This is a genomic window from Anoxynatronum buryatiense (assembly GCF_900182905.1).
GTDB lineage: Bacteria > Bacillota > Clostridia > Peptostreptococcales > Tindalliaceae > Anoxynatronum > Anoxynatronum buryatiense.
This window is the reverse complement of the sequence record NZ_FXUF01000002.1, coordinates 222948-248173: the sequence shown is the minus strand read 5'-3', so window position 1 is coordinate 248173 and position 25226 is coordinate 222948. Positions and strand designations below refer to the sequence as shown.

The 25226-nt window shown below is 49.0% G+C and carries 22 protein-coding genes and 1 riboswitch; of the genes, 6 read left to right on the top strand and 16 right to left on the bottom strand.

Features of this window, described 5'->3' with window-relative positions:
• Positions 1-48: 48 nt before the first annotated feature.
• From QOL74_RS03855 to QOL74_RS03845, 3 genes are all read right to left on the bottom strand, one after another.
• Positions 49-1965 carry an LTA synthase family protein gene (locus QOL74_RS03855; RefSeq protein WP_283408121.1) on the bottom strand — a complete coding sequence of 639 codons (1917 nt, stop codon included), beginning with the start codon at positions 1963-1965 and terminating at the stop codon, positions 49-51.
• A 164-nt stretch (positions 1966-2129) separates the two neighbouring features.
• Positions 2130-2894 carry a copper amine oxidase N-terminal domain-containing protein gene (locus tag QOL74_RS03850; RefSeq protein WP_283408120.1) on the bottom strand — a complete coding sequence of 255 codons (765 nt, stop codon included), beginning with the start codon at positions 2892-2894 and terminating at the stop codon, positions 2130-2132.
• Positions 2895-3021: 127 nt separating this feature from the next.
• Positions 3022-3288 carry a MoaD-like domain-containing protein gene (locus QOL74_RS03845; RefSeq protein ID WP_283408119.1) on the bottom strand — a complete coding sequence of 89 codons (267 nt, stop codon included), beginning with the start codon at positions 3286-3288 and terminating at the stop codon, positions 3022-3024.
• A 225-nt stretch (positions 3289-3513) separates the two neighbouring features.
• On the opposite strand from QOL74_RS03845, the gene QOL74_RS03840 reads away from it, so the two are divergent.
• A complete protein-coding gene (locus tag QOL74_RS03840) occupies positions 3514-3837 on the top strand; it encodes a hypothetical protein (protein WP_283408118.1) in 324 nt (107 codons plus the stop codon).
• 67 nt (positions 3838-3904) lie between these two features.
• On the opposite strand, the gene QOL74_RS03835 is transcribed toward QOL74_RS03840, so the two are convergent.
• The 7 genes from QOL74_RS03835 to QOL74_RS03805 all read right to left on the bottom strand — a co-directional run bounded on the left by QOL74_RS03835 (position 3905) and on the right by QOL74_RS03805 (position 12497).
• The gene (locus QOL74_RS03835) at positions 3905-4225 is read right to left on the bottom strand and encodes a CC/Se motif family (seleno)protein (protein ID WP_283408117.1); all 321 of its coding nucleotides are present in this window, start codon (positions 4223-4225) and stop codon (positions 3905-3907) included.
• Positions 4226-4316: 91 nt separating this feature from the next.
• Positions 4317-5111, bottom strand: a complete 795-nt coding sequence (locus QOL74_RS03830) for an ABC transporter ATP-binding protein (RefSeq protein ID WP_283408116.1) — start codon at positions 5109-5111, stop codon at positions 4317-4319.
• A 78-nt stretch (positions 5112-5189) separates the two neighbouring features.
• Positions 5190-7130, bottom strand: coding sequence for a diguanylate cyclase domain-containing protein (locus tag QOL74_RS03825; RefSeq protein ID WP_283408115.1), 1941 nt, complete (start codon positions 7128-7130; stop codon positions 5190-5192).
• Between the two features lie 197 nt (positions 7131-7327).
• Positions 7328-9463, bottom strand: a complete 2136-nt coding sequence (locus QOL74_RS03820) for a heavy metal translocating P-type ATPase (protein WP_283408114.1) — start codon at positions 9461-9463, stop codon at positions 7328-7330.
• Positions 9444-9860: an ArsR/SmtB family transcription factor gene (locus tag QOL74_RS03815; protein ID WP_283408113.1), complete on the bottom strand. Its 417-nt coding sequence runs from the start codon at positions 9858-9860 to the stop codon at positions 9444-9446. The genes QOL74_RS03820 and QOL74_RS03815 overlap by 20 nt, the downstream gene beginning before the upstream one ends.
• Positions 9861-10185: 325 nt before the next feature.
• Positions 10186-10866, bottom strand: coding sequence for a response regulator (locus QOL74_RS03810; protein ID WP_283408112.1), 681 nt, complete (start codon positions 10864-10866; stop codon positions 10186-10188).
• A complete protein-coding gene (locus QOL74_RS03805; RefSeq protein ID WP_283408111.1) occupies positions 10863-12497 on the bottom strand; it encodes an ATP-binding protein in 1635 nt (544 codons plus the stop codon). The genes QOL74_RS03810 and QOL74_RS03805 overlap by 4 nt, the downstream gene beginning before the upstream one ends.
• A gap of 192 nt (positions 12498-12689) precedes the next feature.
• Positions 12690-12810, top strand: a riboswitch (molybdenum cofactor riboswitch).
• A gap of 85 nt (positions 12811-12895) precedes the next feature.
• Between QOL74_RS03805 and QOL74_RS03800 the strand changes: the two genes are divergently transcribed.
• Both QOL74_RS03800 and QOL74_RS03795 read left to right on the top strand, forming a co-directional pair.
• A complete protein-coding gene (locus tag QOL74_RS03800) occupies positions 12896-13585 on the top strand; it encodes an ABC transporter permease (RefSeq protein ID WP_283408110.1) in 690 nt (229 codons plus the stop codon).
• A 1-nt stretch (position 13586) separates the two neighbouring features.
• On the top strand, positions 13587-14294 hold the full coding sequence (locus QOL74_RS03795; protein WP_283408109.1) for an ATP-binding cassette domain-containing protein: 708 nt from the start codon (positions 13587-13589) through the stop codon (positions 14292-14294).
• On the opposite strand, the gene QOL74_RS03790 is transcribed toward QOL74_RS03795, so the two are convergent.
• Positions 14295-15005, bottom strand: a complete 711-nt coding sequence (locus tag QOL74_RS03790; RefSeq protein ID WP_283408108.1) for a LexA family transcriptional regulator — start codon at positions 15003-15005, stop codon at positions 14295-14297.
• Between the two features lie 262 nt (positions 15006-15267).
• On the opposite strand from QOL74_RS03790, the gene QOL74_RS03785 reads away from it, so the two are divergent.
• The gene (locus tag QOL74_RS03785; protein WP_283408107.1) at positions 15268-15888 is read left to right on the top strand and encodes a class I SAM-dependent methyltransferase; all 621 of its coding nucleotides are present in this window, start codon (positions 15268-15270) and stop codon (positions 15886-15888) included.
• Positions 15889-16029: 141 nt separating this feature from the next.
• On the opposite strand, the gene QOL74_RS03780 is transcribed toward QOL74_RS03785, so the two are convergent.
• Positions 16030-16656 (bottom strand): cyclodeaminase/cyclohydrolase family protein, encoded by a 627-nt coding sequence (locus tag QOL74_RS03780; protein WP_283408106.1) that lies wholly within the window; start codon positions 16654-16656, stop codon positions 16030-16032.
• Positions 16657-16943: 287 nt separating this feature from the next.
• Between QOL74_RS03780 and QOL74_RS03775 the strand changes: the two genes are divergently transcribed.
• Positions 16944-17261: an ArsR/SmtB family transcription factor gene (locus QOL74_RS03775; RefSeq protein ID WP_283408105.1), complete on the top strand. Its 318-nt coding sequence runs from the start codon at positions 16944-16946 to the stop codon at positions 17259-17261.
• Between the two features lie 104 nt (positions 17262-17365).
• Positions 17366-19063: a CoA-disulfide reductase gene (locus tag QOL74_RS03770; protein WP_283408104.1), complete on the top strand. Its 1698-nt coding sequence runs from the start codon at positions 17366-17368 to the stop codon at positions 19061-19063.
• A gap of 35 nt (positions 19064-19098) precedes the next feature.
• Here QOL74_RS03770 and QOL74_RS03765 read toward each other — a convergent pair whose 3' ends face one another.
• Genes QOL74_RS03765 through QOL74_RS03750 form a run of 4 tightly spaced genes read right to left on the bottom strand, consistent with a single transcriptional unit; the run spans position 19099 to position 25124 of the window.
• Positions 19099-20040: a dihydroorotate dehydrogenase gene (locus QOL74_RS03765; protein WP_283408103.1), complete on the bottom strand. Its 942-nt coding sequence runs from the start codon at positions 20038-20040 to the stop codon at positions 19099-19101.
• Complete coding sequence (locus QOL74_RS03760; protein WP_283408102.1) at positions 20030-20830, bottom strand: dihydroorotate dehydrogenase electron transfer subunit; 801 nt, start codon at positions 20828-20830, stop codon at positions 20030-20032. The genes QOL74_RS03765 and QOL74_RS03760 overlap by 11 nt, the downstream gene beginning before the upstream one ends.
• Before the next feature lie 29 nt (positions 20831-20859).
• Positions 20860-24048: a carbamoyl-phosphate synthase large subunit gene (gene carB, locus QOL74_RS03755; protein ID WP_283408101.1), complete on the bottom strand. Its 3189-nt coding sequence runs from the start codon at positions 24046-24048 to the stop codon at positions 20860-20862.
• Positions 24039-25124, bottom strand: a complete 1086-nt coding sequence (locus QOL74_RS03750) for a carbamoyl phosphate synthase small subunit (RefSeq protein ID WP_283408100.1) — start codon at positions 25122-25124, stop codon at positions 24039-24041. Before QOL74_RS03750 ends, carB begins: the two co-directional genes overlap by 10 nt.
• Positions 25125-25226 lie beyond the last annotated feature (102 nt).

The window sequence follows — 25226 nt, the reverse complement described above, 5'->3', positions numbered from 1 at the left end:
AGTCAAGGGACGCCCTTTGTTTAACCCGGCATTAGCGTCTTTTTCCATTTACTCATCAGGCATTTCTTCCAGCTGCAATGCCTGGCGAATTTCATCCAGGATGCCTTCCAGCCCGGCCTCCTGTACCCGTGGAATCAAATCATTTTGAAGGATGTACTCTGAGAGAGTGATTTCCGCCAGCGCACGTTCATAGTTTTCACGGCACTTTTCCAGCGACACTGGTTCTCCGGTGCCAAGCTTCCAGGCACGACTGTTATCATAAAGCCCGTCAGGTGACATAATAAACACTTTTTCATTGTCAATGAATGAGCCAGCAGCCACGTGAACCTGTTTTGCCACAAAACCTTCACTGATATTCAGCAGGTCCTTTCCCATCACACGATTGGGATGCAAAGGTGCACCTGCCAGATTGGCAATAGTGGGAAAAAAGTCAATCTGTCCTCCGGCTGTCTCGACGGTCTCCGCCAGACCGCTGCCAGGAATGTGAATGATCAGGGGTACCCGGAACATTTCATCTTCTTCATAGGGTCGTCGAATAAACCGGCTCACCAAATCGTTGGCTTCTTCATTGCGCATGTCAAGACCCTGATGGTCACCATAGATGATAATGGCAGCATTATCATAGAGTCCTTCTGATTTTAAACGCTGGATAAAACGTCCGATTTCCTCATCCAAATAGTGGACAGACTGCAAATAGTGTCCCAAAACAGTGTCTTTATAATCAGCATTCATTTCCAGCTTTTGCAGTTCATCAGGCATCACAAAAGGATGATGTGAAGTCAGTGTAATGTAAAAGGCGTAGAAAGGTTCTGGTATCTGCCTGATGGCAGTGATGGATTGTTGAAACAACTCCCTGTCACTGAGTCCCATACCAATCAGATCGTTCATCTCAAAGTCTTCGCTGGCATAAAAATGGTCAATTCCCTGACCTGAATAAGCGTTTTCACGGTTCCAGAAGGACGGGTCGTTCCCATGAAAGACCATGGTGGTGTAACCCTGCTTTTTTAAGTGAAGTGGCAGTGAATAGAAAGCATTGTTCTCATAGGCCCGGTAACTGAAAGTTTTCGTTGAGGGGTAAAAACTGTTATGGCTCACAAATTCGGCATCTGATGTGTTGCCCCACCCTGCCTGTTCATAGAATCGCGAGAAATAGATGCTGTCTTCCTGTACAAGCTGATTCAACACTGGTGTAATTTCCTGCCCTGCCAGAGGATGTTCCATGACAAACGTCTGCAACGACTCTGCCTGAATGACGAACAAATTTCTTCCCTCCAGTAACCCTTTGAATTGACGCTCATCTGCTTCCTGAACAATTGCTGAAACAGCTTCTTCAGCCAGTTCGGGGTCAACCGTTGCCGGCTTGAACAGCTGAATCACATCCACCAGATGATAGTTCAGCATACCCAGGTTCAAAGGTGTCAGGTGGCCTTCCGTACGCTCTTCAAGCGCAAAAAAAGTAATGCCCATGCCTAAAACCAGTGGCAGCAGGAGCAGTACATAAAACGAATTGTATCGTTTTTCTCTTTGGCTCACTTTCAACTGCTTTCGTCGGCAAAGGACAGCCAGCACCACCGTGTCGATGAAATATAAGAAGTAGATGGGTTTGATCAGCGCAGCAATACTTTCTGTCACGCCCCCCAGCTGCCCAATTTGAAAAACACTGTGTGCCGGCACCAATGTGTAAAAATGACTGTAATAGACGGTATTGATGAAAATCAACACTGTCAGTATGCCATGGATCCAGAGATAGCCGACAAGACGCTTTTCAGGTTTCAGTAAAAATGTCATCAGCAAATAAACGAAAAAAATGCTCGCCAGATTCATGAACGCCACCAGCCAGTAGTGGAGTTCAATGTGCATTTGCTGGTGGAGAATCATCATTTTAAACAACAGCGACAATGAAAAAAGGAGAATCAGTTTGACTGTTTGTGTGTCAGGCATGGCAATTATCCAGCTTCTTTTCATCGGTAAAGCCTCCTGTGTGGTGAACGCTGGGTCGTTTTTATTATCTTAACATAACCTCTTAAAAATTCAATGGTCCCATCAAATGGTTTCCACAGTAATACCCAATCAAAAGCCGGCACCATTTCTGGCACCGGCTTTTCTTATTCCTATCATTGGAATGAGGCTTATACTTCCTCTTCCTCTTCTACTTCTTCTTCAGCTTCTTCAGCTTCTTCAGCTTCTTCAGCTTCTTCAGCTTCTTCTACTTCTTCAACTTCTTCAACTTCTTCTACTTCTTCTTCAGCTTCAACTTCTTCTTCAACGGGTTCTGTTACAACAACACCTTCGGTAACAGTCACTGTTTTAGCTTCGCCATCCCAAACAACATCATAGCCAAGGGTACGGCTGATAAAGCTGACGGGAACCATGGTGCGTCCTTCAGCAATTACGGGAGCTGTATCCAACTCAACTTCAACACCATTCACCATTGCGTGAGCAACATCAATGTGCAGCACAATGACAGTATCGCCTTTTGTGTAAGTAACTGCTTTTTCATCAGCATTCCAGTCAACTTTAGCACCCAGTTCACGACTGACAAAGCTCACCGGAACAAGCGTTCTGTTGTTTTCATCGACATAAGGAGCAACATCAAGGTCTTTGGCTTCGCCATTTACCATTGCTGTTTTGCTTCCCAGTGTCAGTACAATCACTGTTCCTTCTTGAACAGAAATAGGCACCACTTCAGCTTCAACTTCTTCTACTGCCTCTTCTTCAGCTTCTTCAGCTTCTTCTTCTGTTTCTACAGCTTCTTCTTCAACAGCTTCAACCTCTTCGAGTTCTTCTTCTCCTACAACCTCTTCCTCTGTCATGTTTTCATCTGCATAGACAGCAAACGAAGAGAATACGAGCATCAGAACCAGTAATGCGGATAACCATACTTTTTTGTTCATCGTGTCATCTCCTTTTCTGTATTTTTTGCGACTTTTGTCGCACACGCCTCATTATATCAAAAAAAAACAATCTGTAATCTTACAATTATGTAACAAAACCGTTTGTAACGCCGGCTACATTCCCGGCTTATCCGCCTGCAGAAAGAAACCGCATGCGAAACGCCTGCACCTGAAAGGTTACAGCATCTGGATCACCACGAAAAACGAGCGTTGTCCTGTGCAATTTCAGAGAACCCAGGCTTACATGTTCATGATTTTGAAGGATGATCTGCCATTTGCCGCCATTATAGGTAGAACCCTGCACACTTTCAGAAATTGTCAGCAAATAATGGATAATTTCCTGGTAAGAAGCACCACTTTCTATGATCTGTTCATGTTCCGGGTTCAATATCACAATGACACACCCCCTGAGCACCTCAAAACCGGATGTATTGTAACAGTTCTGTTGTGCTGATGTTTGAAATTCCTTGACCCCTTGCTGATCCTCCGGTACAATGAAACAGTACCCGATCAGCGAGTAACCGTTACTGGAATTGATTTGAATGACTTCGAACGGGTATGTAACCTGTATAGTCTTTTTGTATTACCTGATGAGTCAATCAGCCTGGAGGTGAATGAAATGGATACATTTATTTACTCTGTTTTGCGAATCACGGTGATGGTTCTCATTTTTAGAACCATTTTGCGTTTTTTCAGTTATCGAAACACTGCAGCTTTCCAAGTAACCCGTAAAAAAGGTCTGACACGTACCGATACCCCTGTTGAAGAGTTGCCGAATAAAGAAGAAAAAGCTGTCCCGGTGGAAATGGTTATGGATACCACCTGCAATTGTGAGATACCCCGAAAGCAGGCTTATATATTGCTGGATGATCAGGATCAGCCTGTTTACTTTTGCAGCTGGGAATGCCGGGCAAAATACCTGGCAACGCGCGTCTCTGTTTAGTTTGGCGACCTGTTCACACCTTCTGATAAAAACCCGTCACGCGACGGGTTTTTCTATTTCCCGCTTTTTAACCGTCCTGCTGCCCACCACTGCAAAGACAGACAGTATCAGGGTCATAAACAAAGATATTTTTCATCAGCAAAAAAGTGCGCACACTGATGCACAGGGTTGGTTTTGAATACTTGATTTGACGATGCCAGTAAATGGAAATATGGTCAATGCTGAAACACTCAAAACCAGTTTGATCCCTGGGTTTCCCCGCCTTGACAGAAGGCAGCGGCGGTCCTGCACAACAGACTTTTTTCATTTGCCTGTCCAGTGTGATAGCGGTGATCTTCTTTTGAGATAGATATTGCTTCAAATGATCTGTTAACCTAATCTCTGTCATTCAGTATGCTTCCTTTCCAATAAGATTCCCACAACTTCTCCAGGCTTCTGCCTGATCTTACGACAGCGTCACATGATCATTCTCAAGGACGCTAATCTTCCGCCTGGTGCCGATGATCTGCCAATGTTACCCAGATACGCTTTTGATGCTTTCTGACCTGTACCGGTTCGTCAAAGAATGATGAGAGCACCTTTTCGCTGAGGATTGCCTCTGTTTTACCCGCCTCATAGACATGTCCTTTTTTTAACAGTATGGTGTGGGAGAATATGGGCAGGATTTCTTCTGTTCGATGCGTCACATAGAGCAAGACTGGGGCATCTGGTTTTCTGCCAAGTGCTTCAATGAATGTGAGAAGCTGTTCCCTTGCAAACAGATCAAGACCAGTGCACGGCTCGTCCAGTACCAGCAGCTGCGGCTTCGCCATTAATGCCCGGGCAATGAGCACTTTTTGCTTTTCACCCTGTGAGAGAGTCTGATACGCTCTTTTCGCATAAGAACCACATCCCAGCTGATCCAGCAGCTTGTTGGCCTCAGCTGCATCTTCTTCAGAAGGCTCTGTCAAAAGGCCAATCATGGCTGATTTCCCGCTTACCACAATATCAACAGCCGATTCTGCCATGTAAAAACGTTCCTGAAGCGCTGAGCTAACCCACCCAATGGATTTTCTCAATTCTCTTAGATCATAATCACCAAAGCGTTGTCCCAGTACGGTCACTTCTCCACTTGAAGGAAACAGATAGCCGTTTATCATGTTCAGCAACGTGGTTTTTCCAGAGCCGTTAAGTCCAAGGATCGCCCAATGCTCTCCCGCGTTCACCTTCCAACTGACATTTTTCAGCAAAAACGCATTTCCCCGCCACAATGAAACATTCTGAATATCGATCATTGCCGAACCCCTCTTCCATCTGTTATCAGACAACCTGTGAATGTCATCCATTTTACCAGAAAAGTTCGCAAAGTGGAATCACCGGACAGAATGCTTTCGGTGAAAAGCGTACTTTTTCCCCGGTTCATGCTTGACTGCATACATGGCCTGATCAGCAAAATGTATCAATTCCCGGTCATTTGCCGAATCTTGAGGATACCTGGCAATGCCAACACTCACACCGATGGTTAATAACTGCCCTTCAACCTCCAGTGGTTCCTGAAAACCAGCGATGATGTTTTCTGCAGTTTTCTCAATAACTTCTTTACTGCTTTCCCGGAAGAAAAACGCAAATTCGTCGCCGCCAACCCTTGCCAGAATCCCCTCGCTGCCTGCCACTGCCTGGCGAATTTGATTCGCAACTGCTCGCAACAAGTGATCTCCCAATAAATGCCCGTAAGTGTCATTCACTTCTTTAAAGTGATCCAAGTCCATGAAAAAAAGCGCGTACGAATCACTGGGCTTTCGGCTGGTTATTTCCCTGATATAGAGTTCAAAAGCACCCCTGTTCTTCAACTCTGTCAGTGAATCGTGGTCAGCCCGATACCTGGCTTTTTCTTCCTGATGCCTTTTTTCAGTAATATCAGTGGCAAATCCTGCTACTTCATTCTCATTTTCCACCCGACTGATATAATGTTCATAAATCCGTCCATTATAGGCCACTTCGAATCTCTGAGCAACTCCCGCCAGTGCTTTTTCAACATTTTCCCGGAGGATTTGTGTGTAGGTTTCCGGGTAGATATCGTTCATTTTCAGATAATGCTTTTCCATTGCCACAGCCTGTTCGCGCCCCACCGACCGCCCGTCATTATACGTAAGTAACAAGGTATTATCCTCGGCAATTTGACAGCGGTAGATAAATTCAGGAAGCGCTGCAATGCTTCTGGCAAATGCCTCAGAAGCTTCTTTGCGTTCAATTTCAAACGTTAGTTGCGACCGGTAGTGATGCATGACAAACGATACTCCCAGCAGGACAATTACCAGCGCGATCAGTCCCATGAGTAAAAAAGAGTTGCCGGCATTTTCCCGCAACAGCCAGTGATCACTGTCATCGATGAGAGCAGCCACCAGATAGGGGTGCTCTGCCACACCTGCCGGTATCAGGTAAATCAGCGCTTCTCCAGAATCTGCCTTTAACACATGCCTTTGAGTTTCTGTCATGGCATACAATTCTTCAGGTGTTAATCCCAGTTGAATAAACAGGTTGCGGTCGAAGTTTCCGTATATAAAAGCGGGGTCTTCCGGGTTGCTGTATTCATTGTGATATGCCACTTCCCATGCGTTCAAATCAATTAGTGAGCTTGACTGGATATAGCTGATTTCTTCATCCAAGTATGCAAATAGATCATCCATGAGATTGCGTATGTTATCATCATAGGAGGCAGCGTCTTCAATGTAACCATTAATAAGGTATCCCTGCGCTTCATTGTGGTAATAGGCAAAGCGATAGTACCCCTCCATATAATGAGAACGGCTTCGAGGGCCCACCCAGAAATTTTCCCGTGTATACCCTCTGCCCACATTCGGTGTTTCTCCCTGAAGCAATGCACTGAAGGCTTCATGCCAATAACCCCAGAAAGCAGTTCGTTCACCAATCTCCTCCAAAACTGTTGACGCCGAAATGGCAATATCTTCGTCATCAACGGGCGAAAAAATGGCCAACCCGGCAAGGTCATAGTTGTCCCGGTAAGTCATCAGCACCCCCGGGGTTAGCTGATCTGCAGCCACACCGGCCAACTCCTGATTCAATCCATAAAGCCTGTGGTAAAGATCTTCGTTAATCAGGCGGGTGTAGGTTTCTGTATAGCTTTCTGCCAAGTTGACGGTTTTACGGATGAGACTGGCGTGGTTATCCATTTGTTTGGTGTAAAAAAGATCAAAGTCTTTTTCGGTGCGCGATATAAAATACGCAAAAACAGCGGTCAAAACCACTGCAATAACCAGTGTCAATGCCAGTATTATTTTTCCATCCCGTTTCATGTCGTACCCCCCATAGCTTTCGATCTTGTTGGAACTCACACGGGTATATATAACCAAAATAAACACTGCTAACCATTTATTGGCCAGCAGTGTCTTTTTCAAATCTGTATAGGCAGATCTACTTTTTTAAACGGACGAACCTGTCTCCCGAAGAACCTGAACCTGTATATCAGCTCAAAAGAGATCCACTGGTGTGGTCATTTCTGCGGGGGTGTTTTCATCACTCTCATGGCGTTCAGCGTTGCCAGCACTGCCACACCAACGTCGGCAAAAACCGCTTCCCAAATGGTTGCCAGGCCTCCGGCCCCCAGGGCCAGCACAATGAGTTTAACGCCAATGGCCAGCACGATGTTTTGCCAGACAATGAGCCGGGTACGCCGGGCAATTTTTAGAGCAGTGATCAGCCGGGCAGGCTCATCATCCATGATGACCACATCAGCCGCTTCAATGGCGGCGTCAGAACCAAGCCCGCCCATGGCTGCCCCAACATCGGCTCTGGCCAATACCGGTGCATCGTTAATACCGTCTCCCACCACCATGACTTTGCGCTTACCAGTCTGTTCAGCCATGATTTTTTCGGTGATGGTCACTTTATCCTGTGGAAGCAACTCTGCGTAGATCTCACTGATACCAGCTGCATCACCCACCTGACGGGCAATCATTTCCCGGTCACCCGTCAGCATCACCAACCGCTTGATACCTGCCCTGCGAAGCCCTTCCATGGTCTCTCTAACTCCTGGACGCATCTCATCACTGATGACCAAACTTCCCATCAACTGATCCTCGCGAACTACATGGACCAGTGTTCCTGATTCAGCGACCTGGGGAGCATTTATTCCTGCCTCCATCAAAAAGGCTGCATTGCCTGCCTTGATCTGCTGACCGTCAACCAGAGCTTCCACTCCTTTTCCCGGCGTCTCCCTGACTGCTTCCACCTGGTGTGCGGCCGTGTTCCCTCCCCATGCTTTTTGAATGGAAACAGAAATGGGATGCGTCGACTGGCTTTCTACCAGCGCTGCCATTTCCAACAGATTAGCTTCGTCTATCCCCTCTTGCGGCAAAAGATGGCTCACTCTGAAAATCCCTTTGGTCAGTGTACCTGTTTTATCAAATATAATAGTGTCCACCTGATTCAGTGCTTCCAGATAATTACCACCTTTAACAAGAATGCCCTGGCTTGAAGCCCCGCCTATGCCCCCGAAAAATCCAAGGGGAATGGAAATCACCAACGCACAGGGGCAGGATATGACGAGAAAGATCAAAGCGCGGTAGATCCAGTCACCAAATGTCGCGTCAGCCAGTAAGAGGGGCGGAATCACTGCCAACAGTACAGCAGCTCCCACCACCAGCGGGGTGTATATCTGTGCGAATTTGGTGATAAACTGTTCTGTGCGGGCTTTTCGACTACCGGCAGTTTGAACCAGTTCCAGTATTTTGGAAACCGCTGAATGTTCGTAAGTGCGTTTCACTTTTATTGTTAGGGCCCCTGATTGATTCACAAATCCTCCCAGCACCTCATCCCCTGAAGAAACATCCCGTGGCAGCGACTCGCCTGTTAAGGCAGCCGTGTCCACCAAACTGATTCCCTTAACGATAACACCATCCATGGGGACTTTTTCACCCGGCTTCACCAGGATTAGCTGCCCTTTATTTACTTGTTCCGGTTTAACTGTTTGAACGCGGCCATCCTGTATAAGATGTGCCGTATCCGGCCGTATGTCCATTAGTGCAGCAATGGATTTTCTGGAGCGATGAACTGCCAGGTCCTGAAAATATTCACCTACCTGATAAAAGAGCATCACTGCCACACCTTCAGGGTATTCGCCAATGGCAAAGGCGCCAATGGTGGCAACACTCATGAGAAAGTTTTCATCGAAGACCCTGCCATTGATCAGGTTGCGCCCTGCCCGCAACAGGACACGCCCTCCTGACAACAGATACGCTGCCAGATAGAGGCTCAGTGCAAGGGTTCCCTCCAGTTTAAGTGTCCAGGGAGCTGCAAAAAGAAGAAAAGCAGCCACCATCATCCCTTTTGCTTTCCATCGGTTGTCGTCATCCTCCATCTCATGCGAATGGCCATCTATTTGTTGATGATCCGATTCCGGCACTATACGGACATCCGGTTCGATGCTTTGAATCACTGATGCTGTTTCGTTGATTATTTCATCTCTCCTGTGTTCTTCGAGAAAATGCACAGTCAGTCTTTGGGTGACAAAATCCACCGTTGCTTCAGCCACGCCATTGATTTGGCTGATTTCTCTTTCCATGCGGCCGGCACAATCTGCACAGCCAAGCCCTTTCAGACGGTAGATTTCATACGGATGTGAATTCATCTGAGGTCATCTCCTTTGGTAGAGTGCGGTCATCAAGGTGGCTTAGATGAGACAGTCCCTGGTCAAAAATTCGTCGAATGTGATCATCATCCATGGAATAGTACACAACTTTTCCTTCCTTGCGCGACTTAACAACGCGATTCGTTCTCAGCATTTTCAGCTGGTGAGAGATGGCCGACTGGGTCATTCCCAGAACGATGGAGAGATCACAGACACACAACTCTTTCAGATTCAGAGCATACAAAATTTTTAAACGGGTGGCATCACCGAAAACTTTAAAAAACACGGCCATTTCCTGTGCATGTTCATCGGCAATCATCTGATCTTCAACTTCACTTACCGCTTCTTCATGAATGATATTGCAGCCACAACGGTCTTTATCAATGTTATCACTCATCATATAACTTCGCCTCCTTGATATATGAATACTTGCTCATATGTTTTATTTAATGATACACCTTTCACTGCCCTGTTGTCAAGATTTCTTTTCTCTGATACTCGTCAAATGAAAACACGCACAAAAAAAACGTCTGATCCAAACACGTTCGGAACAGACGCTTTTTTTGATCCACTTCACATCCGCTGCAGGCAGCTTTACTCCCCGGATCATCTATTAAAGGGCAGACCACTTTTCAGTATCTGTTCATCTGCCGGTAAACAGGTGTCCCGGGTCAATCACCGATGGTACAGATACGCTGTTGACGGTATGCTTGATGTGCCGATCATTGGGATGCACTAAGATGATACAGGTGTCGCGGCCGACCTCCCGTATCATAGCGAACATCCAGCTCAAGAAAGCCTGTTTTCACCAGGTACTCCAGGTAACGCCTGGCTGTCACACGGGCAACACCAATATCGTCAGCTACCTGGGTGGCATCCACTGGCTGCCGCCGGTTTAGAAGGTGTTCTTTTATGGTTGCCAGTGTTTTGGGATGAATCCCTTTTTCGTAGTTCGTTTCCAGTTCTGTCTCTGACCGGGAAATGATCAGACGATCGATATCATTCTGTGAAACCAGTCGGGTATTCTCCAGTGTTTTTTTTCGTAACCGGTAATTTTCCAACGCCTGTTTCAGCCGCTTAAATTCGAAGGGTTTGACAAGATAGTCAAAGGCACCCAGTTTCAGCACCTCGCCAATATGAGCAGGATCCTGAGAGGCTGTAACAAGTATCACGTCGATGGTCCAGCTTTGATTTCTGATCTTTTTCAAAAGCTGAAGCCCATTACTTCGGGGCATGTAAATATCAAGTATCATGAGATCAACGGTTTCTTTTTCAAGCATTTCCATCGCCTGTTCTCCGTTTCGGGCGATGGCTGCAACCTGAAAACCCTCTACAGAACTGACATACCGGTGATTGATTTCTGCCACCATTGGATCGTCTTCAACAATCATGACTCGAATCATTGATCCTCCCCCTCATTTTCCCTGACAGCAGGCCATTGTTTGGGCAGTCTCACCCAAAAAGTGGTTCCATTTCCTGTTTCCGACTGAACCCGAATGGTTCCATGAAGTGTCGCCACCACTTGATTGACAAGAAAAAGACCCGTTCCCCTGTCTCCTTCACGGGTGGAAAATCCCCGACTAAAAATCTTTTCCTGTATGTCACATGACATGCCTTCTCCATTGTCCACCACCTGAAGCATGATGGCATGATCCGTTTCCTGAATACTCAGTGTCACCTGCCCGTTTTCCCGCTGATTCAGAGCGTCAAAAGCATTATTCAGAAGGTTGCCGATGATGGTGACCAATGCGTTGCTGCTGATGCGGCCCTGCAGAACCGACAAATGACTGGCAGGGTCAACCATCATGGTTAACCCCGACTCTCTCGCCGCACTGAACCGCCCGATGATCAGCGCTGCCACGGCAGGTTCTTTAATGTGGCGAATGACCTGACTGGTGATCTGTTGCTGACTTTCTGTCTCTTCCAGTATATATTTCTCGGCAAGATCGTAATTCTGTAGCTGCAGCAAGCCCAACAGCACATGCATCTTGCTCATGAATTCATGGGTGTTGGCACGCAGCGAATCCACCAGCATCCGGGCACCTGTGAGCTGTTCTGCCAGAGTGGTCAGTTCATCCTGGAGACGAAAGCTGGATATCACACCCACAATTTCATTGTTGCCGTTTGTGATGGGAATGCGGTTGACCATGATGGGAACACTGTTCATGACGTCCTGAATATCAAACTCTGCCTGTCCGGTCTTCAGTACCCGGGGCATCTTGGATTCAGGCAAAATTTCACTGATGTGCATCCCTTCCCGTTTATCCGGAGAGATACTCAGCATCGTACGCGCCGCTTCATTGATCATGGAAACATTTCCGTCCGCATCAATGGCCATTACCCCTTCTTTAATGGCTTTCAGAATGCCGTTACGCTCCTTCAACAGCTTTGATATTTCATAAGGTTCCAACCCCAGCAGAATTTTCTTCAGGTGCTTTGCCATCCAAATCGAGCCCAAGTGGCCCAATACTAATCCAAATAGTGCAAAACGATAAACCTGCCATCGTAATTCTGCCGTCGCCTGTTCGATGTTGCGATTCAGTGTGCCAACCGCCACCATGCCAAGGCGATGGCCCTCAGGATGGATGATGGGAGTCAGCGCCCTGGTGGAAATTCCCAGCGTTCCCTGCGCCACTGAAATATATTCGATTCCTTCCTGCAACACGGGTCCTTCATCGCCGCCGGCGAAAGGCTTGAGAAGCTGTTCCGGGTTGGGATGAGAATAGCGAATTCCTTCAATATCAGTGACCGTGATGAACTGAACATCACGGCTGCTGTTTCGTATCACTTTCATAAGCGGATCGATGATTTCTTCGGGGTGTGCTGTTTCAAATGCGTCAATCACCGTGGGCATGCGGGCAACAATGCGGGCTGTATTGAGAACATTGCTTTCCACTTCTTTTAGCAGGCTGGCCTCCATGGTCTTAAGAAACCCATAACTGACACTTAGAACACTCATCGTCACAATAAAAGCAGAAAAGAACATGATTTTAGCCTGCAGGCTGATTTTCCTGCGCTGGTTATGCTTTTTCATACGAACCCCATCATCCTTCCGGTAATCCGGTCCGGTGCTTTTCCGGCGGTTTGATTCATTTTATCACAAAGTTACCTTCTGGTCGATCTGCCTTCCCCTGAAATCAATGGTATCATGCCGCCGGGTGTACCGTATGATCGTTGACAAGCCGCCACGCCTTCGGTATAATCAGCAGTAAGCGTTATCACTGACCAATGCTTAAGTCTCCGAGTTTTTGCGTCTACCGCGCACAGCGCCATGACCAAAAACCATTAAGGTATTGCCGGAAACAGCGATGCCTCCCACTGTGGAAAGGAGCCGAAAAGTCACCAAAACTCCCTTTCTGCATTTTCAGCTCGAGGGAGTTTTTTTGTTTCATGATTCCACGCAGTTTATTACTTTGACAAAGGGGCGTACTAATGGATAATCTCTTACAGGGAACCCGGGATGCCGTTCATCTGCTCATCAGCATGGACCCGGAATTCCTTGAAATTGTCGGCCTGTCTCTCTTTGTTTCCCTGACAGCCACTTTCCTGGCAGGCATTGTGGCAATCCCCTTTGGCCTCACCATCGGAATCAAAGAATTTCCTGGCAAAAAAATGCTGGTTCGATTGATCTATACACTGATGAGTATGCCGCCGGTGGTCATTGGGCTTGTTATTTTTCTGTTACTGCTTCGCAGCGGCCCCTTGGGGCGATTTCGCCTCAACTTTACCCCCACTGCCATGATCATTGCCCAGTTCTGCCTGGTAACACCCATCATCACCGGTGTTGTTTTTAATGGCACCAAAGAAAGGGGCAGCGAGATCAGAGACCTCGCCAAAACCTTGGGGGCCTCCCCTTCTCAAACGCTCTGGCTGCTCATTCGAGAGTTACGCATCAATATCATGTCGGCTGTTGTCACCGGATATGGCCGGGCCATTTCTGAAGTGGGGGCCGTCATGGTGGTGGGCGGAAATATTCGGGGGCACACCCGGGTCATGACCACCACCATTGCCATGCTTCGCAACATGGGAGAATATTCACTGGCCATTGCCACCGGCATTGTGCTGCTACTGATTTCTTTCATCATCAATTCACTGCTGTATCATTGGCAACAGGAGCGATAACATGCATCTTTTCATCGAACACCTTACCAAAAGCTATGATGAAAAAAAGGTGCTGGATATCTCCCGGTTGGAGATTGACAGTGGCTGTTTTTGGGGAATCATTGGCCCTAACGGATCCGGAAAAAGCACCCTTCTGAAAATCATTTCTTCCCTGACAGCCCCCTGTCAGAGTCGGATCTTATATGATGGTCTGCCTCTGAATGACCGATTGCTTCTTGATATGACTTTGGTTTTCCAAAAGCCTTACCTGTTGCGCACTTCTGTTTTTCAAAACATAGCATACCCATTGCAACTGCGCCATGTTTCCTCACGGCAGCTGAAGGAACAAGTGGAGGAAATGCTGACACGCTTTCAAATTGAACATTTACGGGATCAAAAAGCCTGGACACTTTCAGGTGGCGAGGCTCAAAAAGTAGCTTTGGCCAGGGCCCTTGTTTTCAAACCCCGGTTGATCATGCTGGATGAGCCCACTGCCAATATCGACCCCACCTCCATTCTGCTTCTTGAAAAACAGATTCGCATCCACTACGAAACCTATCGCCCCACGGTGTTAATGGTCACCCATAACCTGCAACAGACAAAACGCATGTGTGATCAGGTAGCCTTTTTGCATGAAGGTACCCTGCAGGATGCCGGCCCCCTTGAAAAGGTCTTTGGCGGTCATGCACACCCTTTGGTACATTCCTTTATCCAGCAGGGATTAATTTAGTCAGACTCTGAATTCAACGCCGACACAACGGCCAATCAACTTTAACTGCTTCTCAGTGACAGCGGTGGGCACTTCCCCTGGACTTCCGGTGGATAACAGGATTTTTTTCTGATGATCTTTCGAAAGTTTTCGAATCATTTTTTGACCATTCACTTCGATGACGTAGATTTTGCCATTGATGATTTCAGTTGTTTCACAGACCATTACCAGATCATCCTTATAAATTCGCAATGACTGCAACTGACCATCTGCCACCTGAAAAAAGCGAATTTTCTCCCAGGGAACTCCCTCTATTTTTTTGCCCAATACCGGCAGTTCTTTATGCGCCACTATTTTCCCCGTTGCCAGATTTTCAACCGGGAAACGCCTGATGATATGGGCCAGGGCATCCGTCCACTGATCATTGGGTTCGATGGAAAGGGGGGCATCTCGTTTCACCGCCTGCTTTCTGGTTGATTGATTGTTTTCTGTTTCTCGGTCACCCTCGTTCTCCCCAGAGTCCCGACGAAGATGGGACCCCTGCTGCAATACATCCGTCTCTTCTCCCAACACCTGTAAAATACGCTGGGCTGCCTGTTCCTGAATCACTTTCCTGCCCGACTCCACCTGTTTAATATAGTTTTCAGCCAAGCCACATTTTTTTGCCAGCATTTTTTCACTCATCCCGGCACGCAACCGCGCTTTTCGAATGGCTTCTGCGATTGGATTCATCCATTCACTTCCTTTCAGCCATCATCTTTTTCTTTGCTTTCCACAAAGAATCATTTTTCCCTGACCACTCATTATACCATGACTTAACGTTCCCATACCACGATTGCCAGTGATGCGTGGTACTTTTGTCATTCAATGGGCGTATCCAAGAACCCCTGTCTGGTCCCGGCGATTTTTTGAGAGGGCTTTGTTTATTTGATTTTGGGGTATCTATTACCGGAACAAACGAACTGATCACACATGTTGAAACGAGGTGTTCCCCATGTCTGCAGGTGATTCATTTTATGATTTACTGATGCGTCCACTGGAAAAAAGGCTGCTTGAAAAAGTTCGGCGGTCTTTGATGGTCCGCCCCAGAGGGATGGTGCTGGAAATTGGTGTGGGTACTGGTGCCAATTTGCCCTACTACCGTTACGAGTATATTGATCATCTTGATCTTCTCGACCTGACCATTGGCGAAAAAGTACGCCGTCACCATTACCCCGACCACCTGCCGCTGCGCTTTGTGGAAGGGCAGGCCGAAGCGTTGCCCTTCCCCGATGAGTCTTATGATTTTGTTGTCGTTTCGCTGGTGCTCTGCTCAGTCACCGATGTCATGGGCAGCCTTGCTGAAATCTTTCGTGTGTTAAAACCTGGCGGCCGATTCATTTTTATTGAGCATGTGCTGCCTGAAAACCAGCGGCTTAAAAATGTTTTTCAACGGTTGACACCTCTTTGGAAGCGCATGGCCAATCAATGTCATCTCAACAGAGAGACCCTGGATGCCATTGCCGCAACAGGATTTGAACAAATGGAGCTTTATCCGGTCTACAGGGACATTTTCATTGGGGGCGTGGCTCATAGGCCCCATAAAATGACGCTCATTCACCGGCACAAGCTTTAAAATCACCTGAGTGAATAATGTGTATAAAAGCCGTGTTCCTGCCACAAAAAACGGCACGTCAGCATTCTTCTTATGTGAGAATGCTGGCATGCCGGTGGTTGTTGACTGGATTGAAAGATTGTTGAAGAGACAAAAAGAACTTTAAAGCTGTTTTTCCACTTCCTGGTAGAGACTGTCAGCCAGCGCCAGGTTATCCGCCAGCAGCTTTTCTCCCTTGGCCCGATACTCACTGACAAAGGCTTCATCTTTAATGCTGCCCAGATTAATTTTCACATTAAGCCAGGCTCCCTGCATGGCCGCTTTCAGACCAAGCGCACCGACTCCCAGATCACTCACTGCATTGGGGTTTGAATGACCCATAGCCTTTTGAAGCACCACCAGCACTTTTGCGGCTTCCTCCATCATGGTGTAAGGAACAATGGTTGCTTCTTTCAGAGCCTGCTGCATGGCTTCTTTTCGCTTTGCCTTTTCTTCATCTGTCGTTTTAGGCATGGTCAGCACATCACCCACTGCATTATACACTTCGGTATCTTTCTCAATTAGATTATTGAAGGATTCCATTAACCCTTCTGTTTCTTTTAATACTTCCTTCATGCGGTCTTCATAGGCGGCGTATTTTTCTTTGCCCGTTGTCAGGTTTGCCACCATTGATACCAAGGCAGTTCCCAGAGCTCCAAACAATGCTGAAGCGCTTCCGCCGCCTGGTGCAGGTGCATCTGATGCCAGCGTGCTGACAAATTCTTTTGTTTTCAGTTCGGTTAGTTTCATATGACTTCTCCTCTCCATATGTAGGCTTTTTTCACCATATCAATTCTAACAGATCATGTCAATGTGATATCCTGACAAATGAGTCTGTTCTAAACGGTGAAACTGCAGATAATTCCTGTGAAATCCAAACAATACCTTTGAGGGAAATCATCCACCCTCCATCTAAAGATGACTCCCGATAAATGATTGACATTCAGCCTGATATATCGTAATATTCTAATATAGCATTATATCTAATGCCACTTCAGCACAATGGCACTGAATGGCTCACCGAAAGGAGGACTATCATGCCGCACAACAGCGACAACACCACAATGATTCAGCTTCAGCAGGCAGCCGACCTGCTGAAAGCCATGGGACACCCCGTTCGGTTATGCATTTTAAAGCGACTCACTGATAGAGGCGTCACCAATGTACAACAGCTCCAGCATTGTTTGTCGGTGCCCCAGTCAACCGTTTCCCAGCACCTGGCTGTCCTGCGAAACGCAGGGATCATTCAGGGTCAGCGCCAGGGTTTGGAAATTCATTACCAGATTATTCATCCTCAGGTGCCGGCGCTCATTCATCAACTGCAATTATCCATGAATGACGACAGCTCACCGTGACAGTTGCATACTTTTTCACAAGTGATCGGTATGATATACACTCATTACGATTCATCTTTTGCTTGACCTGCGATTATCCATCATAACTCAAGGAGGATTTATTCATGCGTAAAAAAATCGTTATTGTGGGCGGCGTGGCCGGCGGCGCCACAGCCGCTGCCCGTTTGAGACGGCTTGATGAACAGGCTGAAATTGTTTTATTGGAACGGGGTGGCTACATTTCTTTTGCCAATTGCGGTCTGCCATATCACATCGGGGGCATCATTGAAAACCGGGATGATTTACTGGTACAGACTGCCGAAGGCATGTCAGCCCGTTTCAATCTCTCGGTACGTCCCTACAATGAAGTCACCGCCATTCACCGCAATAAAAAAGAACTGACAGTGCACAATCATTTGACCGATGAAACGTACACTGAAATGTATGATGTCTTGATCCTGTCACCAGGTGCCAGCCCGGTGAAGCCTCCCATTTCCGGGTTGCAGGAAGCAGACAACGTGTTCACTCTGCGTTCTATTCCCGACACCGACCAGATCAATCATTACATTGACTTGCATCAGCCAAAAAAGGCTGTGGTGATTGGCGGTGGTTTTATCGGTGTTGAAATGGCCGAAAATCTTCATGAGCGGGGGATCCATGTCACGTTGGTGGAAATGCAGGATCAGGTGATGGCACCCATGGATTATGAAATGGCCGCCATTCTTCACAATCACATCCGCCAGCAGGGTGTTCAATTGATCTTAGCGGATGGTGTTTCGGCCTTTCTGGAGTCCGGAAGCCAAATTCAGCTTTCCAGCGGCAAGCTGCTGAACACCGACCTGACCATCATGGCCATCGGTGTGAAACCTGAAAATCAGCTGGCCAAAGAAGCCGGCTTAACCTTGGGCGAGCGGGGCGGTATTCTGGTGAACAATGCCATGCAAACCAGTGATCCTTCTGTTTATGCCATTGGTGATGCCGTAGAGGTCACTGATTATATCAACCGACAGCCTGCCATGATTCCTTTGGCCGGCCCAGCCAACAAGCAGGGTCGCCTGGTGGCCGATCACATCTGCGGACGCCCGGTGGCTTACCCCGGCACCCTCGGCTCTGCCGTAGTAAAAGTATTTCAGTTGACTGCGGCATCAACGGGCAACAACGAAAAACGCCTGAAGCAGCTGCATATTCCCTATGAAGCCCTGCACATCCATCCGGGAGCTCATGCCGGTTACTACCCCGGAGCAGATCCCATTTCCATGAAAATGCTCTACGACCCGGTCACCGGAAAAATTCTTGGTGCACAGGCCATTGGTTCCAAAGGGGTGGAGAAGCGCATTGATGTGCTGGCGACGGCCATACGGGGCAGATTGACAGTTGAAGATCTGCAGGAGCTGGAACTGTCTTACGCACCTCCTTATTCCTCTGCCAAAGACCCGGTGAACATGCTGGGATTCGCTGCCACCAACCTGCGGGAAGGCATGGTGACTTCTTTTCAGTGGCATGAGGTGGATAATCTGAATGCTGACGGCGCTTTTTTCCTTGATGTGCGGGATGACGACGAGGTGGCCCAGGGAGTCATTCCGGGTGCCCGTCACATTCCCCTTAGTCAGCTTCGCACCCGTCTTCAGGAACTTCCCGAAAACAAAGCTGTTCACGTTTACTGCCGGGTAGGGGTTCGGGGTTACATTGCCGCCCGCGTGCTTTCACAGCGGGGTTATGATGTCAAAAATCTTGACGGGGGATATGCCACCTGGCAGGCCGTGTTCCGTCCTGAAGAAACAGCTGTCACAGCGTCACCCATGGATGATTCTGGTACGATTTAAATAAGACGCCTCCTTTTGGGGGCGTCTTTACTTATTTATTGTTTGTGGGCAGCACCCGTGAGTTCACTCACCCGATGAAGCCCATGTTTCTCCATATACGCATTGATTCCCTCAGCCACATCGATACAGGCGGTGGGGTTCACAAAGTTGCCGGTTCCCACCGAAACCGCCGCCGCACCGGCCATGAGAAACTCCAGGGCGTCTTCCGCCGTCATAATGCCGCCCATGCCAATGATGGGGATTTTCACCGCCTGGTACACCTGCCAGACCTGGCGCAGGGCGATGGGTTTTACCGCCGGCCCGGAGAGACCTCCCATAACCCGTTTCAGCACAGGCTGCCGGGTCTTGATGTCAATGGCCATGCCCAGCACTGTGTTGATGAGAGAAACGGCGTCTGCTCCCCCCGCTTCAGCACTTTGAGCAATGAGTCCAATATCGGTCACATTGGGAGACAATTTGACGATCACCGGCAACGTGGTCACTTTTACCACTTCTTCGGTAATCGTCTGCACCATCTCCGGGTTGGTGGCAAAAACTTCACCTCCCCGATGAATATTGGGACAGGACACATTCACTTCCAGCCCGTGAATGCCGGGTACTGACTCCAGCCGGGTTGCCATGGCTGTAAATTCTGCCACGGTGTTGCCAGAAATATTGGCGATCACCGCCGTTTCGTATGTGCGGAGAAAAGGCATCTCTTCTTTAATGAATCCTTCAAGCCCGGGATTTTGCAAACCGATGGAGTTAAGCATTCCCATGGGGGTTTCCACAATTCGGGGAAGAGGGTTCCCTTCCCGGGGTTCCGGAGTCAGCCCTTTGACAGCAATGCCTCCCAGCTGATTCAAGTCCAGATATTCTCCGTATTCCCGGCCAGAACCAAATGTACCGGAGGCAGCAATCACCGGATTGTCCAGCGTCAAAGAGCGGGCACCTTCTCTTCTGCCTGGAATCACCACCTGCAGGCCTTTATGTTTCATCAAAAATCACCTCCGAAGCTTTGAACACCGGACCGTCCAGACAAGCCTTCTCATAATGGCTCCCCATTTCATCCCGGATTCTTACCACACAGCCCAGACAGGCCCCAATGCCACAGGCCATTTTTTCTTCCATGGAAATCCAGGCATCAATCCCGGCTTCGCCGCATACCTTTGCCACATTTTCCAGCATGGCATGGGGACCGCAGGCAAAGACGGCCTGAACCGACTCTCTCAGCAGCACTTTGTGTAACAATGACGTGGGATACCCATGGTAGCCTTCGCTGCCGTCTTCAGTGGTAATGTGAACAGTTGCCCCTATTTGGGTAAAGTCACTGGCCAACATGGCCCGGTCTTGCGAGGGGAATCCCAGAATCACCCGGGTCTTTCTGCCGGCAGCCTGTAACCAACTGGCTGTATGCAGCAGCGGCGCCGTTCCCAAACCACCACCCACCAGCACCACCTCGCCAGTGGAGGCAGGCAGGTGGGGAAACCCGGTTCCCAGAGGGCCCAGCAAGGTGACGGTTTTTCCCGGCAGATCTGCCGCCATGATCCGGGTACCCTGGCCCACCACGGCGTAAAGCAATGACAAGGTGCCCTGTTCCTGGTCAATACTGTGGATACTGAAGGGACGTCTTAACAAAGGCCCTCCCAGCGGATTGATTCTCAAGTGAACAAACTGCCCTGGCAAAGCCTGTTGCAGTAAGTCTGCATCGGTTTTCAGTACCATGCGGTAACAGTCTTCCAGCAGCTGTTCCTGATACATGATGTTGCCTGTGTACTCCCGTTTCATGTGTGCCCCTCCCATTCTTTGACAGCTCATCATGATAATCCGGTCACTTTAAAGGAAATACTTTTCAGCACCTCCAGAACTGCACGCGCCGTATCCATGGAGGTGACGCAGGGCACTCCAGATTCCACCGCTGCCCGGCGAATCTTAAAGCCGTCCCTTTTTGGTTGTTTTCCTTTTGCAGGCGTGTTGATCACCAGATGAATTTTTTCTTCCTGAATCAGGTTCAGCAGGTTGGGTGCAGGTTCGTCAAGCTTGCGAACCTCTCGAACTTCAATCCCTCCCCGGCGCAGTGCCTGCGCTGTGCCACTGGTGGCGTAAAGTGAAAATCCTATTTCCCACAGCTCCCGAATGATGGGGATGGCTTCATCCTTATCTTTGTCGGCAACAGTTACCAAAATACTGCCGTCTGCCGGCACCTCCAACCCTGAGGCGGTAAGTGCTTTGTAGAGTGCTTTGGGATAAAACTCATCCAATCCGATGGACTCACCGGTGGATTTCATTTCCGGCCCCAGAGAGGTGTCCACTTCAATGAGTTTGGAAAAGGAGAATACCGGTGCCTTCACCGCATAGCCTGCCGGCGGCGACATGAGCCCCGGGCGAACTCCCTGCTCCCGAAGGCTCATACCCATGGCGGCCTGGGTGGCCAGCTTAATCAAGGGAACACCTGTCACTTTGCTGAGAAAGGGCACGGTGCGGCTGGACCTGGGGTTTACTTCCAGCAGATACACCCGGTTGTAGCGAATGACGAACTGCAGATTGATCATTCCCTTTATTTTCAGCGCTTTTGCCAGTCGCAGGGTATAGTCCATCACCGTTTCCTGCATGTGCCGGTTCAGATGCAGTGGTGGAATCACTGCGATACTGTCGCCGGAATGCACTCCGGCCCGCTCGATATGTTCCATAATACCCGGTACCAGGATGGCTTCGCCATCAGAAACGGCATCCACCTCCACTTCCATGCCCTGAAGATACTGGTCCAGCAGTACCGGATGCCGGGGCGACACCAGTGCTGCATTGGTCATGTATTCTTCCAGCTCTTCCATGGAATAGAGAATTTCCATGTTGCGCCCCCCCAGCACATAGGAAGGACGAATCACCAGGGGAAAACCAATCTCGCCTGCGCAGGCCACCGCCTCTGCTTCTGATCGGGCGGTTTTTCCAAAGGGCATGGGAATGCCCAGCGACTGTACCAGCTGGTTAAACTTGTCCCGATCCTCTGCTGCATCAATGTCTGCCACACTGGTGCCCAGAATGGTCACGCCAGCTTTCTCAAGGGATTCTGCCAGATTAATGGCCGTCTGGCCGCCAAACTGAACAATGACACCCTCCGGTTCTTCCAAATCAATGACATTCATCACATCTTCTGTGGTAAGGGGGTCAAAGTAGAGCCGGTCTGAGGTATTGAAATCAGTACTGACAGTTTCAGGATTGTTGTTGATGACAATGGATTCGATGCCCATTTCCCGAAGCGCCCACAAGGAATGAACCGTGCAGTAGTCAAATTCCACTCCCTGCCCGATTCGAATGGGGCCCGAACCAAGAATCAGTACCTTTCGCCGTGATGTGGGTTGTGCTTCATTGGTGCCTTCGTAACTGGCGTAAAAGTAGGGCGTCACTGCAGGAAATTCGCCGGCGCAAGTATCCACCATGTGGTAGGCAGGTGTGATTCCCAGTGCTTTTCGGTGCCGGCGAAGGGTCATTTCATCGGCTCCCATCAGGGCGGCCATGTGATCATCTCCCAGATTCATTGCTTTTGCTTCCCGCAGCAGGTCTTCTGAGAGAGTTTGCAGTGTTTCCTGTTCCAGTCGCCTTTCCAGCAGCGCCAGATGGTTGATTTTTGTCAGAAAGAAGGGGTCCATTCCTGTGAGGCGGTGAATGGTCATCATGTCCATTCCCCGATAGAGGGCAGTGGCGATATAGAAGATCCGTTCATCGTCCCGGGCACCTATACGTTCCATCAGGGCTTCGTCTGTCAGATCTGACAGTTCCCGGAGTATCAGGCTGTTGCGGTTCAGCTCCAGCGAGCGAATTCCCTTCATGAGTGCACCTTCAAAGCTTCTGTCCAGGGCCATCACTTCTCCCGTGGCCTTCATCTGGGTTCCCAGCTTTCTGTCGGCCAGTGCAAACTTATCAAAGGGCCATCGGGGTATCTTCAGCACCACATAGTCCAGCGCAGGTTCGAAAGCGGCATGTCCCATGCCGGTGATGGGGTTTGGAATTTCGTCAAGGTGAAGTCCCACGGCAATTTTGGAGGCAATGCGGGCAATGGGATACCCGGTGGCCTTGGAAGCCAGGGCGCTGGAGCGGCTGACCCGGGGATTGACTTCAATCACCACATAGTTCATACTCTCTGGATCCAGGGCATACTGCACGTTACAGCCCCCTTCCACTCCCAGGGCGCGGATGATTTTCAGGGAAGCGGTGCGCAGCATCTGATATTCCTGGTTGGCCAATGTCTGGCTGGGTGCCGCCACAATGCTGTCACCGGTGTGCACTCCCACCGGATCCACATTTTCCATGCTGCAGACAGTAATGCAGGTATTATTGGCGTCCCGCATGACTTCAAATTCAATTTCTTTCCATCCTGAAACACAACGCTCCACCAGAATCTGGTTCACCCGGCTGCTTTTCAGGCCGATGCGGGCAATTTCCCTGAGTTCCCTTTCATTCTCAGCGATACCGCCGCCGGTGCCCCCCATGGTGTAAGCCGGTCGAACAATTACCGGGTACCCAATGACATCGGCAAATGCCAGTGCCTCTGTCATCTGATCCACCACCCGGCTTTCGGCGATGGGTTCACCGATGCTTTCCAGCATTTGGTTGAACAACTCACGATCTTCTGCCCGTTGGATAGCCTCCACAGGCGTACCCAGCAACGTCACACCTTCTGCTTCCAGAAACCCCTCCTCTGCCAGTTCCACTGCCAGATTCAGACCCACCTGCCCTCCCAGTGTGGGCAAGAGGCCGTCGGGCTTTTCCTTTCGAATGATTTTCTTGATGAATGCAGGGGTCAGCGGCTCCATATAGACCGTGTCGGCAATGCCCGGGTCTGTCATGATGGTGGCAGGATTACTGTTCACCAGTACCACGTGAATCCCTTCTTCTTTCAGCGCCAAGCAGGCCTGAGTACCGGCATAATCAAACTCTGCCGCCTGACCGATGATGATAGGGCCCGAGCCAATGACCATCACTTTTTTCAGTTGTTGATTTAATGGCATGGTTTTTCCTCCTTTTGAAGCGACTCTTCAACCATCTGCTGAAAGGTATCGAAAAGGGCAACCGAATCGGCAGGTCCGGGAGAAGCTTCAGGGTGATACTGTACTGAAAAAACTGGCTTCTGCCGATGCCGGATGCCTTCCACCGTGCCATCGTTGAGGTTTCGGTGTGTGACTGTCAGACAGTCTGGCAGACATTCTTCTTTCACCGCATAACTATGATTCTGAGAAGTGATTGTCACAGCACCAGTTTCCAGATGCTTCACCGGATGATTGCCGCCCCGGTGACCAAAGGGGAGTTTGTACACATCGCCGCCACAGGCCAGGTTCAGCAGTTGGTGTCCCAGGCAGATTCCCATGAGAGGTATGTCCATTTTCAACAAATCGTTCACTGTTTTAATGGCCGCCGGCAAATCTTTGGGGTTGCCCGGACCATTGGAAAGTAAAATACCCGAGGGTTGGAAAGCCAGCATCTCTTTTGCGGTTGTCTGAGCAGGATATAAGCTGACGCACATGCCACGGTTAATCAGATGTTTGACAATGGCGCCTTTGATTCCGAAATCAAGAACGGCAATACGGGTACCCTCAGGATTTCCCAGTGTCTTCACCTGGGTCGTGGTCACTGACGCCACCGGATCAGGCAGTGGTGCTGTGAGCCATTGCTGATCCGGCATTTCGTCACCGGCAACCAGCGCTCCGCGCATCATGCCTTTTTCGCGAATATGGATGGTCAGCGCCCGGGTGTCAATACCTTCAATGCCTGTTATCCCATGTTCTTTCAGATAATGCTCCAATTGACCCACCGAACGGAAATGACTGGGGGTGCGGCATAGCTCCTTCACAATCAGCGCATTCACTTTTGGACTGGCAGATTCCACATCTTCCCAGTTAAATCCATAGTTCCCCACCAACGGATAGGTCAGCACCACCATCTGGTTAACATAGGAAGGATCTGTCAGCAATTCCTGATAGCCGGTCATGCCTGTATTAAACACCACTTCTCCCCGTACCTGCTTCATGGCTCCAAACAGCTTTCCTTCGAATAGTGTTCCGTCTTCCAGAATCAGTTTTCCCTTCATTTTATGCCTCCCTCATTCCTTTTGAGCTAACTTAACAACTTCCAATCACTCCAACCTCTTTTGACAGTGCTTATGTGATCTCACTTTCAGTAATGTGTCCCA

What these genes read in the sequence shown, in the direction of transcription:
- QOL74_RS03855 (WP_283408121.1), bottom strand. Translation starts at nt 1,965, where the DNA reads ATGAAAAGAAGCTGGATAATTGCCATGCCTGACACACAAACAGTCAAA.
- QOL74_RS03850 (WP_283408120.1), bottom strand. Translation starts at nt 2,894, where the DNA reads ATGAACAAAAAAGTATGGTTATCCGCATTACTGGTTCTGATGCTCGTA.
- QOL74_RS03840 (WP_283408118.1), top strand. Translation starts at nt 3,514, where the DNA reads ATGGATACATTTATTTACTCTGTTTTGCGAATCACGGTGATGGTTCTC.
- QOL74_RS03835 (WP_283408117.1), bottom strand. Translation starts at nt 4,225, where the DNA reads ATGACAGAGATTAGGTTAACAGATCATTTGAAGCAATATCTATCTCAA.
- QOL74_RS03830 (WP_283408116.1), bottom strand. Translation starts at nt 5,111, where the DNA reads ATGATCGATATTCAGAATGTTTCATTGTGGCGGGGAAATGCGTTTTTG.
- QOL74_RS03825 (WP_283408115.1), bottom strand. Translation starts at nt 7,130, where the DNA reads ATGAAACGGGATGGAAAAATAATACTGGCATTGACACTGGTTATTGCA.
- QOL74_RS03820 (WP_283408114.1), bottom strand. Translation starts at nt 9,463, where the DNA reads ATGAATTCACATCCGTATGAAATCTACCGTCTGAAAGGGCTTGGCTGT.
- QOL74_RS03815 (WP_283408113.1), bottom strand. Translation starts at nt 9,860, where the DNA reads ATGAGTGATAACATTGATAAAGACCGTTGTGGCTGCAATATCATTCAT.
- QOL74_RS03810 (WP_283408112.1), bottom strand. Translation starts at nt 10,866, where the DNA reads ATGATTCGAGTCATGATTGTTGAAGACGATCCAATGGTGGCAGAAATC.
- QOL74_RS03805 (WP_283408111.1), bottom strand. Translation starts at nt 12,497, where the DNA reads ATGAAAAAGCATAACCAGCGCAGGAAAATCAGCCTGCAGGCTAAAATC.
- QOL74_RS03800 (WP_283408110.1), top strand. Translation starts at nt 12,896, where the DNA reads ATGGATAATCTCTTACAGGGAACCCGGGATGCCGTTCATCTGCTCATC.
- QOL74_RS03795 (WP_283408109.1), top strand. Translation starts at nt 13,587, where the DNA reads ATGCATCTTTTCATCGAACACCTTACCAAAAGCTATGATGAAAAAAAG.
- QOL74_RS03790 (WP_283408108.1), bottom strand. Translation starts at nt 15,005, where the DNA reads ATGAATCCAATCGCAGAAGCCATTCGAAAAGCGCGGTTGCGTGCCGGG.
- QOL74_RS03785 (WP_283408107.1), top strand. Translation starts at nt 15,268, where the DNA reads ATGTCTGCAGGTGATTCATTTTATGATTTACTGATGCGTCCACTGGAA.
- QOL74_RS03780 (WP_283408106.1), bottom strand. Translation starts at nt 16,656, where the DNA reads ATGAAACTAACCGAACTGAAAACAAAAGAATTTGTCAGCACGCTGGCA.
- QOL74_RS03775 (WP_283408105.1), top strand. Translation starts at nt 16,944, where the DNA reads ATGCCGCACAACAGCGACAACACCACAATGATTCAGCTTCAGCAGGCA.
- QOL74_RS03770 (WP_283408104.1), top strand. Translation starts at nt 17,366, where the DNA reads ATGCGTAAAAAAATCGTTATTGTGGGCGGCGTGGCCGGCGGCGCCACA.
- QOL74_RS03765 (WP_283408103.1), bottom strand. Translation starts at nt 20,040, where the DNA reads ATGAAACATAAAGGCCTGCAGGTGGTGATTCCAGGCAGAAGAGAAGGT.
- QOL74_RS03760 (WP_283408102.1), bottom strand. Translation starts at nt 20,830, where the DNA reads ATGAAACGGGAGTACACAGGCAACATCATGTATCAGGAACAGCTGCTG.
- carB (WP_283408101.1), bottom strand. Translation starts at nt 24,048, where the DNA reads ATGCCATTAAATCAACAACTGAAAAAAGTGATGGTCATTGGCTCGGGC.
- QOL74_RS03750 (WP_283408100.1), bottom strand. Translation starts at nt 25,124, where the DNA reads ATGAAGGGAAAACTGATTCTGGAAGACGGAACACTATTCGAAGGAAAG.